Below are 14,993 nucleotides of genomic sequence, written 5' to 3' on the forward strand. Positions count from 1 at the left end.
GCGGGGCTTTTGTGGTTTTCGCTGCAGGCGAGGCGGCGATGGTGCTCCCTAGGGGGCTCGAACCCCTGTTTTAGCCTTGAGAGGGCCACGTCCTAACCATTAGACGAAGGGAGCAGGTTGGTCGCATCGATTGCAGGGCGCTAGTATATGGGGCTAGCCGCCCGGCGGCAATCCCGCAACTCGATACGGAAGCGCCATCATCAATCCGCCAGTTCCTGTGCCGTTCACCCTGCAACTGATCCCGCGCGATCAGCACAACGTCTCGCGCAAGGACATCAGTCCCAATGCGTTGCGCGTGCTGTACCGGCTGCGCGAAGCCGGCTTCGGCGCGTACCTGGTCGGCGGCGCGGTCCGCGACCTGCTGGTCGAGCTGCAGCCCAAGGACTTCGACGTCGCCACCGACGCCACCCCCGAACAGGTCAAGCAGCTGTTCCGCAACTGCCGCCTGATCGGCCGCCGCTTCCGTCTGGCGCACGTGGTCTACGGCCGCGAGATCATCGAAGTGGCCACGTTCCGCGCCAACGTCGACGACGGCAGCGGCGACCGCGAGCTCGACAACGGCCGGCTGGTCCGCGACAACGTCTACGGCAGCATCGAGGACGACGCCGTACGCCGCGACTTCACCTGCAACGCGCTGTACTACGCGATCGAGGATTTCTCGGTGCGCGACTACACCGGCGGCTTCGCCGACGTGCAGGCGCGGCTGATGCGCATGATCGGCGACCCCGAGCAGCGCTATCGCGAAGACCCGGTGCGCATGCTGCGGGCGGTGCGCCTGGCCGCCAAGCTGGACTTCGAGATCGAGCCGAGTACCGCCGAACCGATCCCGCGCCTGGCCGGGCTGCTGGCCGAAGCGGCGCCGGCACGGCTGTTCGAGGAAGTGCTCAAGCTGTTCCTGTCCGGCGACGGCGTGGCCAGCTTCGAAGGCCTGGAGCGTTATGGCCTGCTCGCCGCGCTGTTCCCGGAAAGCGCCGCGGCGCTGCATTCCAACCGTAGCGGCGCGTTGCGGCGGATGCTGATCGAAGGCCTGCGCAACACCGATGCGCGGGTGGCCAACGACGAGCCGGTGTCGCCGGCGTTCCTGTTCGCGCTGCTGCTGTGGCCGGCCTACTGCCGCGCGCTGATGGCGCTGCAGAAGCAGGGCATGCAGCTGGAGGAGGCGCAGCGCCGCGCCGCCGACCGGGTGACCCTGCACCAGCTGAGTACGGTCGCGCTGCCGCGGCGCTTCTCGCTGCCGATGCAGGAGATCTGGCTGCTGCAGTCGCGCTTCACCTCGCGCCAGAAGAAGCGGGTGGTGCGCACGCTGTCGCATCCGCGCTTCCGCGCCGCATTCGATTTCCTGATCCTGCGCCAGTCGGCCTCGGCCGAGCACGAGGCCGACATCGCCTATTGGCGCGAACTGCAGCAGCAGCCCGGCTATGCGCCGCCGCCGCGCGGCTTCGACCCGGAGATCGACTACGTCGGTGACGAGGTGGCGATGGCCCCGGCCGACAGCGAGGAAACCCCCAAGCGCCGCCGGCGCCGGCGCCGGCGTCCGGATGCCGCCGCACCGGCCGAGTGAGCGCCTCGCCTGGTCCGGCGCCGGTGCAGGCCTGCATCGGCCTGGGCGGCAACCTCGGCGATGCGGTCGCGACCCTGCGCGCGGCCATCGCCGAGCTGGACACGCTGCCGCACACGCGCCTGCTGCGCGCCTCGCAGCTGTACCGCAGCCCGGCCTGGGGCAACCAGGCGCAGCCGGACTTCATCAATGCCGCGGCCGTGCTGAGCACCGCGCTGCCGGCGTTGGAGCTGCTGCAGGCGCTGCTGGCGCTGGAAGCCCGCCACGGCCGCCAGCGCGCGCCCGGCGAGCGCTGGGGCCCGCGCACCCTGGACCTGGACCTGCTTTTGTACGGCGACGCGGTGATCGACCTGCCCGGGCTGCAGGTGCCGCACCCGCACCTGCACCAGCGCGGCTTCGCCTTGCTGCCGTTGGCCGAGATCGCCGCCGAGGCGAGCATCCCCGGCCATGGAACGGTGCGTGACATACGCGACCGCATCGAAACCGACGGGATCGTGGCAATCGGTAGATAATGCCCGGCTTATCACCGCACCGCATGAGCTTATGAGCAGCCACGCCGACAGCAAGCCCTGGACCGTTCCCGCCCTGGCCGAGGCCAAGCGCCGCCAGCAGAAACTGGTGATGCTGACCGCCTACGACGCCGGCTTCGCGCGCGCGTTCGACGCTAACGGGGTAGACCTGATCCTGATCGGCGATTCGCTGGGCATGGTGGTGCAGGGCCACGACTCGACCCTGCCGGTGACCGTGGACGACATCGTCTACCACACCGCCGCGGTGGCGCGGGTACTGCAGCGCGCGCTGCTGGTGGCCGACCTGCCGTTCCAGTCCGACGCCACCCCGGAGCGCGCGCTGGACGCCTCGACCCGGCTGCTGCAGGCCGGCGCGGAGATGGTCAAGCTGGAGGGGGCCGGGCACAAGCTGGAGGTGATCCGCTTCCTCAGCGAGCGCGACATCCCGGTGTGTTCGCACCTGGGCCTGACCCCGCAGTCGGTGCTGACCTTCGGCGGCTACAAGATCCAGGGCCGCGAAGAGGCCGCCGCGGCCAAGCTGCTCGCCGACGCCAAGGCGGTGGCTGCGGCCGGCGCCGCGCTGCTGGTGCTCGAATGCGTGCCGTCGCCGCTGGCGGCGCGGATCACCGCCGAGGTGGAGATCCCCACCATCGGCATCGGCGCCGGTCCCGACTGCGACGGCCAGGTGCTGGTGCTGCACGACTTCCTGGGCCTGGACAGCGGCCACCGGCGGCCGCGCTTCGTCAAGGATTTCCTGGCCGAAGGCGGCTCCATCGCCGGCGCCGTGCGCGCCTACGCCGACGCGGTGCGCGCCGGCACCTTCCCCGACGCCGAACACGCCTACGCCAAATGATCGAGACCATCACCGACCTGGCCCGGCTGCGCGCCGTCGTTTCCGGCTGGAAGCGGCAGGGCCTGCGCGTGGCCTTCGTGCCGACCATGGGCAACCTGCACGCCGGACATTTCTCGCTGGTGATGCTGGCCCGGCAATACGCCGACCGGGTCGTGTCCAGCGTGTTCGTCAACCCGACCCAGTTCGGCCCGAACGAGGACTTCACCCGCTACCCGCGCACTCCCGAAGCCGACACCAGCGGCCTGGAAGGCGCCGGTTGCGACGTGCTGTGGCTGCCGACGGTGGAGAGCATGTACCCGCTGGGCGTGGAGCTGGCGTTGCGCATGCACACGCCCGGGGTCAGCGAAGTGCTGGAAGGCGCCTGCCGGCCGGGCCATTTCGACGGCGTGTGCACCGTGGTCGCGCGCCTGTTCAACCAGGTGCAGCCGGACCTGGCCGCGTTCGGCAAGAAGGACTACCAGCAACTGGCGGTGATCCGGCAGATGGTCGCCGACCTGGCGTTCCCGATCGAGATCCTGGGCGGCAGCATCGTGCGCGAGGCCGACGGCCTGGCGATGAGTTCGCGCAACCAGTACCTGTCGGCCGAAGAGCGGCCGCGCGCGGCGCAGATCCGCCAGACCCTGCTGGCGATGCGCGACGGGCATGTCGCCGGGCATCCGCGCGCCGCGATCGAGGCGGCGGCGACCAGGCAGTTGCAGGAGGTCGGCTTCGAGGTCGACTACACCGTGCTGCGCCTGCCCGACCTGAGCGAGCCGCAGGATCAGGACGGCCCGCGCGTGGCCTTGATCGCCGCGCGCCTGGGGCGGACCCGGTTGATCGACAATCTGGAGTTCTGAGCGCGGTAGCCGATTCGTTCGTCGCGGCTGAAGCCGCTCCTGCAGGGGTTTGTGGCGAGTCGGTCGGGTGCACTGTAGGAGGGGCTTCAGCCCCGACTGTGTCGTGTCCGAAGCCGTCAGGCCTGCCGCTTCGTTCGTCGCGGCTGAAGCCGCTCCTACAGGGGCTTGCGGCGAGTCGGCCGGGTGCACTGTAGGAGGGGCTTCAGCCCCGACTGTGTCCGAAGCCGTCAGGCCTGATGCTTCGCGACGCGATCCGCAACCGCGGGATCCGCCGCGCGACCGGCCGCGGTTGGCGTCGCTCGCATCGCGCATTGCCGCGTCAGGCAGCCAAATCATGTCCTGCGCTCGGCATGCCGGGACGCGCAGCGGACAACGCCACGCACCTGCCGCCAAGCCTTGCTGCCACTGCCGCTTAACCCCTCGGCTGCTAAACTGCACGTCTTTCCCCACCGCAGTACCGCAAGCATGCAACTGAGCCTGTTGAAGACCAAGATCCACCGCGCCACCGTCACCCATTCGGAGCTCAACTACGAAGGGTCGATCGCCATCGACGGGCTGCTGCTGGACGCCACCGGCATCCGCGAGTTCGAGCAGGTGCATATCTGGGACGTCACCAACGGCGCACGCTTCAGCACCTACGCGATCCGCGCCGACGAAGGCAGCGGCATCGTCTCGCTCAACGGCGGCGCCGCGCGCCACGTGCAGGTCGGCGACCTGATCATCATCGCCGCCTTCGCCGGCATGAGCGAAGAGGAAGCCGCGCGCTTCCAGCCGACCCTGGTCTACGTGGACGGCGCCAACAAGATCACCCATACCAACCACAGCATCCCGAAGCAGGCCGCATGACACAGTCCAACGGTTTCGACGCACTGCACTCCCACGCCCAGCGTTTGCGCGGGGCGCGCCTTCCCGAATTGCTGGCCGCCGAGCCCGGCCGGGTCGAAGACCTGGCGGTGCAGGTCGGACCGTTGTACTTCAACTTCGCGCGGCAGAAATACGACCGCGCCGCGCTCGACGCGCTGCTCGCGCTGGCCGCCGAGCACGACGTGGCCGGCGCGTTTCAGCGCCTGTTCCGCGGCGAGACGGTCAACGTCACCGAAGGCCGTGCCGCACTGCACACCGCACTGCGCGGCGAGCTCAGCGGCGCGCCGGTCGCGGCCGAAGCGAACGCCAGCGCACGCGAGGTGCAGCAGCGCATGCGCGCGCTGATCGACGCGCTGGCGCAGACCGAGGTCACCGACATCGTCAGCGTCGGCATCGGTGGTTCCGACCTGGGCCCGCGCCTGGTCGCCGACGCGCTGCGTCCGGTCGAAGGCGCGCGTTTCCGCGTGCATTTCGTCTCCAACGTCGACGGCGCGGCGATGCAGCGCACGCTGGCCACGCTGGATCCGGCGCGCACCGCCGGCGTGCTGATCTCCAAGACCTTCGGCACCCAGGAAACCCTGCTCAACGGCCAGATCCTGCGCGACTGGCTCGGCGGCAGCGAGCGCCTGTATGCGGTCAGCGCCAATCCCGAGCGCGCCGCCAAGGCCTTCGACATCGCCGCCGGCCGCGTGCTGCCGATGTGGGACTGGGTCGGCGGGCGCTATTCGCTGTGGTCGGCGGTGGGCTTCCCGATCGCGCTGGCGATCGGCGCCGACGGCTTCGAGCAGCTGCTGGCCGGCGCCGCGCAATTCGACGAGCACGCGCTGAACGCGCCGCTGCAGCGCAACGTGGCGGTGCTGCATGCGCTGACCACGCTGTGGAACCGCAACGTGCTCGGCTACGCCACGCAGGCGGTGATGACCTACGACCAGCGCCTGGCGCTGTTGCCGGCCTACCTGCAGCAACTGGTGATGGAGAGCCTGGGCAAGCGCGTGCGGCTGGACGGCAGCCCGGTGCAGGCCGATACCGTGCCGGTATGGTGGGGCGGCGCCGGCACCGACGTGCAGCACAGTTTCTTCCAGGCGCTGCACCAGGGCACCAGCATCGTGCCGGCCGATTTCATCGGCTGCATCCACAACGACGATCCCTACACGGTCAACCACCAGGCGTTGCTGGCCAACCTGCTGGCGCAGACCGAGGCGCTGGCGAACGGGCAGGGCAGCGACGACCCGCACCGCGACTACCCCGGCGGCCGCCCGAGCACGCTGATCCTGCTCGATGCGCTGACCCCGCAGGCGCTGGGCGCGCTGATCGCGATGTACGAGCACAGCGTCTACGTGCAGTCGGTGATCTGGGGCATCAACGCCTTCGATCAGTTCGGCGTGGAGCTGGGCAAGCAACTGGCCAGCCAGCTGCTGCCGGCGCTGCAGGGCGAAACCACCGAGGTCGCCGACCCGGTGACGCGCGCGGTGCTGGCGCGCTTGCGCGGCTGAGGCGCACTTTCGGGTGTCCTGCAACGGGGCCTTCGGGCCCCGTTCGTTTTTGCCGCGCGCTACGCTTTCGGTATCCGTGAGCGGACTCGTCCTGCACGGCAGGCGCCGACTGGCCGCTCGAGAAACCGCAGCGGGCTCACGCACCTTGCTTGTCGGTTGACCTGCCGCGCGATAGCGGAGAGAAGTCTTTGGCAACGACTTCAGTCGCGACGAGCGGAGATGGGCGCTGCAATCGTCCGACTGGATCGGCGCTAAAAACGCTGCGTCGCGTGATGCCGCAGACCGTTCAAAGACGGCGCCATCGCCGCGGCAGAGTTGCGCAGTTCTCCGGCACGGCAGTGTTGCGGCGCAACAAGCGTGTTTGCCTGCGCGACCATGGCGGCGGCTGGCGATGCTTCGATCACGCGGCGGGCCGGCCTTGCCGGTATTCCATCGCTATAGCGCAATCCAATATCCGTAGCGGGGCAAGGCATACCTCGCGGCGTGGTTGACAGGGTCGGGGCGAGTAATGAAGCGTAGGCGCCGGTCGCGCGTCTCGGGAGGGAGCGCGGCCGCCGTGTGTCGCGCGTTCGCCGTTCCTGGGAGGGAAGACCTTGCAAAAACAGTCCGCTGGCGTGTCTGCGCCGATTCGCAATGCGCTGGCCACCGCGGCCGCGCTGGGCCTGCTTGCGTTGGCCGCGGCCGGCCCCGGCCAATCGGCTCCGGCCGCCACTGCCGCCGCCGCCGCACCGCCGGCGATCCATCCGCAGCTGTGGCCGTCGCCGGCCTGGCCGCTGGCCGAGGACGCGGCGCTGGAAGCGCGTATTTCCAAGCTGATGGCGCAGATGACGGTGGAGCAGAAGGTCGGGCAGATCGTGCAGGGCGACATCGCCAGCATGACCCCGGACGACGTGCGCAAGTACCACATCGGCTCGGTGCTGGCCGGCGGCAATTCCGACCCCGGCGGCAAGTACGACGCCAGCCCGGCGGAGTGGCTGAAGCTGGCCGACGCCTACTACGCGGCGTCGATGGACAAGGGCAACGGCGGCCTGGCGATCCCGATCATCTTCGGCATCGACGCGGTGCACGGACAGAGCAACATCGTCGGCGCCACCTTGTTCCCGCACAACATCGGCCTGGGCGCCACGCGCGACCCGGAACTGATGCGCAAGATCGGCGCGGTGACCGCGGCCGAGACCCGCACCACCGGCATGGAGTGGACCTTCGCGCCGACCGTGGCGGTGCCGCAGGACGATCGCTGGGGCCGCACCTACGAGGGCTATTCCGAATCGCCCGAGGTGGTCGCCAGCTTTTCCGGCAAGGTGGTCGAAGGCCTGCAGGGCGTGCCCGGCCAGCCCGGCTTCCTCGACGGTTCGCACGTGATCGCCTCGGTCAAGCACTTCCTCGGCGACGGCGGCACCACCGACGGCAAGGACCAGGGCGATACCCGGGTCAGCGAACAGCAGCTGCGCGACATCCACGGCGCCGGCTATCCGCCTGCGATCGCCGCCGGCGCGCAGACGGTGATGGCCTCGTTCAACAGCTTCAACGGCGTGAAGATGCACGGCAACAAGCCGATGCTGACCGACGTGCTGAAGGGGCAGATGCATTTCGGCGGCTTCGTGGTCGGCGACTGGAACGGCCATGGCCAGGTGCCCGGTTGCCGCAACGACGACTGCCCGGCCGCGTTCAATGCCGGCGTGGACATGCTGATGGCGCCGGACAGCTGGAAGGGCTATTACGAGAGCGCGCTGAAGGCGGTCAAGTCGGGCGAGATCCCGATGACGCGGCTGGACGACGCGGTGCGGCGGATCCTGCGGGTGAAGCTGCGGCTGGGCCTGTTCGAGGCCGGCAAGCCGTCGCAGCGCCCGCTCGGCGGCAAGTTCGAACTGCTCGGCGCGCCCGAGCACCGCGCGGTGGCGCGGCAGGCGGTACGCGAGTCGCTGGTGCTGCTGAAGAACCAGAAGCAGCTGCTGCCGCTGAAGCCGCAGAGCAAGATCCTGGTCGCCGGCGACGGCGCCAACGACATGGGCAAGCAGGCCGGCGGCTGGACGCTGAACTGGCAGGGCACCGGCACCAAGCGCGCCGACTACCCGAACGGCAACACCATCTGGGAAGGCCTGCAGCAGCAGGTCAAGGCCGCCGGCGGCAGCGCCGAGCTGGCGATCGACGGCAAGTACCAGGCCAAGCCGGATGTGGCGGTGGTGGTGTTCGGCGAGAACCCGTACGCCGAGTTCCAGGGCGACATCGCCACGCTGCTGTACAAGCCCGGCGACGACAGCGATCTGCAGCTGATCAAGAAGCTCAAGGCCGAAGGCATTCCGGTGGTGGCGGTGTTCCTGAGCGGGCGTCCGCTGTGGGTGAACCGCGAGATCAATGCCGCCGATGCGTTCGTCGCCGCGTGGCTGCCGGGGTCGGAAGGCGGCGGCATCGCCGACGTGCTGCTGCGCAAGCCCGACGGCGGCATCCAGTACGACTTCCACGGCAAGCTCAGCTTCTCCTGGCCGCGCACCGCGACCCAGTACGCCAACAACGTCGGGCAGAAGAACTACAACCCGCAGTTCGCATTCGGCTATGGCCTGCGCTACGCCGACAAGGGCGATCTGATCCGCCTGTCCGAAGTCTCCGGCGTGTCCGGCGCGCAGGCGGTGGGCGGGGTGTACTTCGAACGCGGCAAGCCGGCGGCGGGCATCAACATGGTCCTGCAGGGCGCCAGCCAGGCCAATCTGCCGGCGGTGACGACCCCGGCGGCGCTGGCCGACGGGTCGCTCAAGGTCACCGCGATCGACCACAAGGCGCAGGAGGATGCGCGCCGGCTGGAGTGGTCGGGCAAGGGCAAGGCCGGGATGGCGCTGGTGCTGCCCAGGCCGCTGGACGTGTCGCGCGAGAGCAACGGCGACGTGCAACTGATCTTGACTTTGAAGGTGGACGCGGCGCCGAGCGGCGCGACCCATATCGGCGTGGCCTGCGGCAATGGCTGTGCGGCGCAGGTCGATCTGGGCAAGGCGCTGGCGGCGCTGCCCAAGGGCGAATGGCGCACGCTGGGCGTGCCGTTGAAGTGCTTCAGCGTTGCCGGTGCCGATGTCTCCAAGCTGGAGCGGCTGCCGGTGATCGAGAGCGACGGCACGCTGGACCTGGCGCTGTCGCGGATCGCGCTGGGCGCCAGCAACGACGCGCAGAGCGTGGTCGACTGCCCGGTGCGCTGATGCGCGCCTGACCAGGATGCAGCGGCGCCATCGCCGGATGGCGTCGCCTGCGACCGATACGGACGCAAGCGGCGCAGCGCGCAATGCCAGGGCTACGGCGAAGGCGGATAGCGCCAGCCGCTGCCCGAACCGCCTGCTGCGTGGTCGCTGCGGCAGCGGTCGCAGGAGCGGCATCGGGCGACAGGACGCGCCGCGACAAACGATTCGCGCGACGGCCGATGCGCGACGGCACGGCGGCAGCGGCCGCTCGCAGTCGCGCTAGGCCATTCAAAGACAACGCCCGTCCTGTGCGGATGGGCGCATCGATACACAGGCGAAAGGGCCGCGGCCCGTGGGAGAAGTGCAGTGGGTCTGGCGACGTTGGATATTGCGATCGTATTGGTCTACCTGACCGGCATCTTCGTGCTCGCGCAGTGGGTGTCGCGGGAAAAGGCCGGGCACAGCAAGAGCGCCGAGGACTACTTCCTGGCCGGCAAGACCCTGCCGTGGTGGGCGATCGGCGCGTCGCTGATCGCGGCCAACATCTCCGCCGAGCAGATCATCGGCATGGCCGGTTCCGGCTATGCGATCGGCCTGGCGATCGCGTCCTACGAATGGATGGCGGCGCTGACCCTGCTGATCGTCGGCAAGTTCTTCCTGCCGATCTTCCTGCGCAACGGCATCTACACCATGCCGCAGTTCCTGGAGCAGCGCTACGGCAAGTGGATCCGCACGTTGATGGCCGTGTTCTGGCTGCTGCTGTACGTGTTCGTCAACCTGACCTCGATCCTGTGGCTGGGTTCGATCGCGGTGAGCCAGGTCACCGGCATGGACCAGACCCTGGCGCTGGCCCTGATCGGCGTGTTCGCGCTGGTCTACCAGCTGTACGGCGGGCTCAAGGCGGTGGCGCTGACCGATATCGTGCAGGTCACCCTGCTGGTGTTGGGCGGATTGCTGGTGGCCGGGCTGACCCTGTCGCGCATCGGCGACGGTGCCGGCGTGCTGGCCGGGTTCAAGCACCTGTGGAACGCGCACCCGGAGCACTTCCACATGATCCTGAGCAAGGACAACCCGTTCTACAAGGACCTGCCGGGCCTGAGCGTGCTGCTGGGCGGGCTGTGGGTGATGAACATCAGCTACTGGGGCTTCAACCAGTACATCATCCAGCGCGCGCTGGCCGCCAAGGACATCGGCGAGGCGCAGAAGGGCATCGTGTTCGCCGCGTTCCTGAAGCTGCTGATGCCGTTGGTGATCGTGGTGCCGGGCATCGCCGCGGTGGTGCTGGCGCCGGACCTGGCCAAGCCCGACCAGGCCTATCCGACCATGATGCAACTGCTGCCCAGCGGCATCCTGGGCCTGGTGTTCGCCGCGCTGGTGGCGGCGATCGTGGCCTCGCTGGCGTCGAAGATCAATTCGGTGGCGACGATCTTCACCCTGGACTTCTACGCCAAGTTCCGCCCGCGCACCGAACAGAAACAACTGGTGCGTGTGGGCCGCATCGCGGCGGTGACGTCGGTGCTGGTCGGCATCCTCACCGCGCGGCCGTTGCTCGGCAACTTCGACCAGGGCTTCCAGTTCATCCAGGAATTCACCGGCTTCTTCACCCCGGGCGTGGTGGTGATCTTCATGCTCGGGCTGTTCTGGAAGCGCGCCAACGAAGCCGGCGCGCTGACCGCGGCGATCGGCTCGGTGGTGCTGTCGTTCGCGCTCAAGTTCGCCTGGCCGGAACTGCCGTTCATGGACCGCATCGGCGTGGTGTTCGTGGCGGCGCTGGTGCTGGCGGTGGTGGTGTCGCTGGCGACCGCGGCCACGCAGGCGCGCGACCTGATCCGCACCGACGACGTCGGCTATGCCACCACGCTCGGCTTCAAGATCGGCGCGGTCGGCGTGGTCGCGATCCTGATCGCGCTGTACACGGTGTTCTGGTGAGCGACGCCTGAGCGCCGCCGCCGTGACCTCAGGGGTGCGCAGGCGGCGCGTTCAACCGTGCGCCTGGTCGCGCCATGGCGTGGCCAGCCAGGCCTCCAGCGCCGCCGCCGGCATCGGCCGCGCGATCCAGTAGCCCTGGCCCTCGTCGCAGCCCCATTCGCGCAGCATGTCGTAGATCTGCTCGGTCTCGATGCCTTCGGCCACCACCTGCTGGCCGAAATCGTGGCCGAGCCGGATCATCGACGGCACGATCATGCAGTCCTTGCGGCTGCCCGGCAGCGAGCGGATGAACGACTGGTCGATCTTCAGCGCGTTGGCGGGGATGCGCTTGAGGTAGCTGAGGTTGCTGTAGCCGCTGCCGAAGTCGTCGATGGCGATCTTCACCCCCAGCGCGCTGATCTCCTGCAACTGTTCGGCCACGCGCTCAGGATGCCGGATCATCGCGCTTTCGGTGAACTCGATCTCGATGCGGCCCGGTTCCAGCGCGTGCCGCGTCAGCAGCTCGCGCAGCGTGGCGATGAAGTCGGCCTGTTCCAGGTCCACCGCCGACACGTTCAGCGAGACGCTGAAGCGATGCCCCTGCTGCTGCCACAGCGCGGCCTGCGCGATGCCGGCCCGCAGCACCCAGGCGGTGACCCGGCTCATCAGCGCGGTCTTCTCCGCCAGCGGGATGAAGTCGTTGGGCGCGACCGTGCCGAGCAGCGGATGCTCCCAGCGCAGCAGCGCTTCCACGCCGACGCAGTCGCCGCTGCGCAGGCTGACCCGCGGCTGGTAGTGCAGGCTCAGTTGCTCGCGCGCGCTCAGCGCTTCCGGCAGCGCGGCCAGGATCCGGAACGCATTGCGCTGGCTGGCGTCGTGGCTGCGCTCGTACAGGCTCCACGGCAGGCCGCGCTGGCGTGCCATGTCCACCGCGGTGGTCAGCGAGCGCAGCGTGTGGTTGGCGCTCAGCACGCCGTCCAGGCTCACCGCGCCGAGCGACGGGGTCGCGGCATGCGGAATGCCCTGGTGCTCGATCGCCTCGGCGAAGGCGCCGCACACGCGTTCGCAGCGTTGCGCCAGCTGTGCCGGGTCGTTGCCCTTCACCACGAAGGCGAAGCTGGTGGTGTCGATGCGGTAGGCCGGCAACCCGTCCAGGGCTTGCAGCAGGCGGTCGCGCGCGGCCAGCAGGTAGCCCTCGGCGTATTCCCAGCCCAGGGCCTTGACCATGTCGCGGAAGTACTCGGTGCCGCAGACGTCGATCGCCACGCCGGTGTCGTGCTGGTCCGCGCTCTGCAGCGACAGCCACATGGTCAGGTCTTCGTTGAAGCGGCTGCGGTTGGGCAGGCCGGTCAGCGCATCGACGTAGCCGGTGTTGCGCAGGGTCTCGATCCGCAGCAGCAGCAGGTCGCGCAGCTCCTGCAGGGTACGCCGCGCGTCGGCGTCGAACTCGCTGCGCGGTTCGCTGTCGATCACGCACAGCGTGCCCAGGCCGGTGCCGTCGGCCAGCATCAGCGGCGCGCCGGCGTAGAAGCGGATGAACGGCGGCCCGGTGACCAGCGGGTTGTCGCGGAAGCGCGGATCCTGCCGCGCGTCGGCCACCACCAGCAGCTCGGGGCTGTGGATCGCATGCGCGCAGAAGGCCTGGCTGCGCGGCGTCTGCGGCGCGTCCAGGCCGACCCGGGACTTGAACCACTGGCGCTGCTCGTCGATCAGCGAGACCAGCGCGATCGGGGTGCGCAGGGTGCGCGAGGCCAGCTGGGTGATCAGGTCGAAGACGCGGTCGGCCGGGGTATCGAGCAGGCACAGCTGGCGCAGGGTCGCCAGCCTCGTCGATTCGTCGGGCGGCAGCGGATGAGAAGAAGGGCGCATGCAGGATTTAACGGCGCCTGCGTGGGCGACTTGAGTCGGCGCGCGGGCGGCGAACAGCCGCGGGTCGGGAAAGTGAAGCCGGTGTGTACGACGGTAGACGGCGACGCCATGCGCAACCGCACCGCGCTCAGCGCGGCGGCTCGCGTTGCGGGCTGGGGCGCTTGGCCAATTTGCGCTGCAGCGAGCGGCGGTGCATGCCGAGCAGGCGCGCGGCCGCCGAAACGTTGCCGCCGGTCTCGTGCATGGCCTGCTGGATGTGCTCCCACTGCAGCCGGCTCAGCGGGGTCATCGCGTCCGGCAGTTCGAGTGCGTCGTCGTCCTCGGCGCTGTCCGCCTCCAGGCTCAACGCGCGCAGGATCATCTGCACCGTGGCCGGCTTGGGCAGGTAGTCGTCGGCGCCGAGCTTGATCGCCTCCACCGCGGTGGCGATGCTGGCGTAGCCGGTGACCAGCAGGATGCGCATGTCGGCGCGGATCGCGCGCAGCGGCTGGATCAGCGCCAGGCCGGATTCGTCGCCCAGCTTGAGGTCGATCAGCGCGTAGTCCGGCGGCGTCGCCGTGGCCAGCGCCAGCGCCGCGGCGCCGCTGTCGGCGGTCAGCGTCTCCAGCCCGCGGCGGGCGAGGGTGCGTTGCAGGGTGCGCAGGTACAGCGGGTCGTCGTCGACCAGCAGGCCCAGCGGGGCGTCGTTGCTCATGCGGGCGTCTCCAGGGCGAGCAGCGGCAGGCGGAAACCGACCCGTGCGCCGTGGTCCGGCGCCGGCTGGGTCCACAGTTCGCCGCCCAGGCGTTCGATGGTGGCATGCGACAGCGCCAGGCCCACGCCCATGCTGTCGGGCTTGCCGCTGCGGAACAGGGTGGCCGGCAGCGCGACCTGGTTGGCGTCGAAGCCGCCGCCGTAGTCGCGGACCTCGCCGACCAGTTCGCTGCCGGTGACCCGCACGCTCAGGTCCACCTGCGGATGGCCGGCGCGTTCGCCGGCGTCGGCGGCGTTGTTCAGCAGCACCTGCAGCAGGTGGCCGATCGCGCTCTCCAGGCGCAGCTGCAGCGGCGCGTCGTCGTTGCGCCGCAGTTGCACGGTCGGGCGCACCAGCTGCCACTGGTGCAGCACGTGCGCCAGCGACACGGTGCCGCCGCCGGCGCGCTGCGCCGGTGCGGCCAGCGCCAGCACCCGTTCGCGGCACTGCACCAGCAGTTCGCGCAGGGTTTCCAGGTCCTCGCGCAGTTCCGGCTGCTCGATCTGCTCGACGATGTCGTCGGTGAGCAGGGTCATCGTCGCCAGCGGCGTATTCAGCTCATGCGCGACCGAGGCGGCGTGGGTGGCCAGGGCGACGATGCCTTCGTTGCGGGTGAAGCGCTCGCGCAGCAGCGCCAGCTCGCGCTCGCGTTCGCGCAGCGACAGCGCCAGGCGGGTGGAGAACACCAGCACCACGATGGTGGACAGCAGGAAGTTGGCGGCCATGCCCCAGCGCTGCAGGTCCAAGGCCTGGTGCGGGCCGCGCGGCAGCGGCAGGCCGAACAGCGCGCTGACCGCGTAGCCGGCCACGCAGGCCGCCGCCACCGCCAGCGCCCAGCGCAGCGGCAGCGCCAGCGCGGCCAACGCGATCAGCACCAGGAACAGCGAGCCGAAGGCGTTGCCGATGCCGCCGCTCCAGCCGACCATCCAGGTCAGTACGGTCACATCGACCAGGATGTGGCCGAACGCGGTGGCCGGCGCGGCGGTGTCGGCATGGCGCAGGCGCAGCTGCGCATACAGGTTGAACAGGGTCAGCGCGGCCACGCCGGACCACAGCGGCAGCTGCGGCAGCGGCAGCCGCATCGCCCAGGTCGCGACCAAGATCGTCGCCGCCTGCCCGGCGGTGGCCAGCCAGCGCAGGCTGCACAGGGTGCGCAGGAACGAGGCATCGGTGGAGGTCATGGCGCGCATCGTATGCGCTGGCGCG

11 protein-coding genes and 1 tRNA gene are annotated in these 14,993 nt (G+C 69.7%); 8 read left to right on the top strand and 4 right to left on the bottom strand.

Annotated features, from left to right (window positions below; all coding sequences use genetic code 11):
- Positions 1-39: 39 nt before the first annotated feature.
- A tRNA-Glu gene (locus HDC36_RS02865) sits at positions 40-114 on the bottom strand.
- Positions 115-217: 103 nt separating this feature from the next.
- Here HDC36_RS02865 and pcnB point away from each other — a divergent pair.
- From pcnB to HDC36_RS02905, 8 genes are all read left to right on the top strand, one after another.
- Positions 218-1,561 carry a polynucleotide adenylyltransferase PcnB gene (pcnB, locus tag HDC36_RS02870; protein ID WP_237651029.1) on the top strand — a complete coding sequence of 448 codons (1,344 nt, stop codon included), beginning with the start codon at positions 218-220 and terminating at the stop codon, positions 1,559-1,561.
- Entirely contained in the window at positions 1,558-2,070 is a 513-nt protein-coding gene (gene folK, locus HDC36_RS02875) for a 2-amino-4-hydroxy-6-hydroxymethyldihydropteridine diphosphokinase (protein ID WP_179564257.1), read from the top strand. The genes pcnB and folK overlap by 4 nt, the downstream gene beginning before the upstream one ends.
- A gap of 31 nt (positions 2,071-2,101) precedes the next feature.
- Positions 2,102-2,920: a 3-methyl-2-oxobutanoate hydroxymethyltransferase gene (gene panB / locus HDC36_RS02880; RefSeq protein WP_179564258.1), complete on the top strand. Its 819-nt coding sequence runs from the start codon at positions 2,102-2,104 to the stop codon at positions 2,918-2,920.
- A complete protein-coding gene (panC, locus tag HDC36_RS02885; RefSeq protein WP_179564259.1) occupies positions 2,917-3,756 on the top strand; it encodes a pantoate--beta-alanine ligase in 840 nt (279 codons plus the stop codon). Before panB ends, panC begins: the two co-directional genes overlap by 4 nt.
- Positions 3,757-4,221: 465 nt before the next feature.
- A complete protein-coding gene (gene panD, locus HDC36_RS02890) occupies positions 4,222-4,602 on the top strand; it encodes an aspartate 1-decarboxylase (protein ID WP_003470181.1) in 381 nt (126 codons plus the stop codon).
- Positions 4,599-6,113 (top strand): glucose-6-phosphate isomerase, encoded by a 1,515-nt coding sequence (gene pgi / locus HDC36_RS02895; RefSeq protein ID WP_179564260.1) that lies wholly within the window; start codon positions 4,599-4,601, stop codon positions 6,111-6,113. Before panD ends, pgi begins: the two co-directional genes overlap by 4 nt.
- Positions 6,114-6,706: 593 nt before the next feature.
- A complete protein-coding gene (locus HDC36_RS02900; protein WP_179564262.1) occupies positions 6,707-9,298 on the top strand; it encodes an exo 1,3/1,4-beta-D-glucan glucohydrolase in 2,592 nt (863 codons plus the stop codon).
- A 345-nt stretch (positions 9,299-9,643) separates the two neighbouring features.
- Positions 9,644-11,206, top strand: a complete 1,563-nt coding sequence (locus HDC36_RS02905; protein WP_179564264.1) for a sodium/sugar symporter — start codon at positions 9,644-9,646, stop codon at positions 11,204-11,206.
- Between the two features lie 51 nt (positions 11,207-11,257).
- Here the strand turns inward: HDC36_RS02905 and HDC36_RS02910 are convergent, their stop codons facing one another.
- The 3 genes from HDC36_RS02910 to HDC36_RS02920 form a co-directional block, all read right to left on the bottom strand.
- Positions 11,258-13,054, bottom strand: a complete 1,797-nt coding sequence (locus tag HDC36_RS02910) for a sensor domain-containing phosphodiesterase (RefSeq protein WP_179564266.1) — start codon at positions 13,052-13,054, stop codon at positions 11,258-11,260.
- A gap of 127 nt (positions 13,055-13,181) precedes the next feature.
- On the bottom strand, positions 13,182-13,748 hold the full coding sequence (locus tag HDC36_RS02915) for a response regulator transcription factor (protein WP_179564268.1): 567 nt from the start codon (positions 13,746-13,748) through the stop codon (positions 13,182-13,184).
- Positions 13,745-14,968 (bottom strand): ATP-binding protein, encoded by a 1,224-nt coding sequence (locus HDC36_RS02920; protein ID WP_179564270.1) that lies wholly within the window; start codon positions 14,966-14,968, stop codon positions 13,745-13,747. Before HDC36_RS02920 ends, HDC36_RS02915 begins: the two co-directional genes overlap by 4 nt.
- Positions 14,969-14,993: the final 25 nt, after the last annotated feature.

The sequence above is a fragment of the Xanthomonas sp. JAI131 genome, from assembly GCF_013410075.1.
Taxonomy (GTDB): Bacteria; Pseudomonadota; Gammaproteobacteria; order Xanthomonadales; family Xanthomonadaceae; genus Xanthomonas_A; species Xanthomonas_A bonasiae.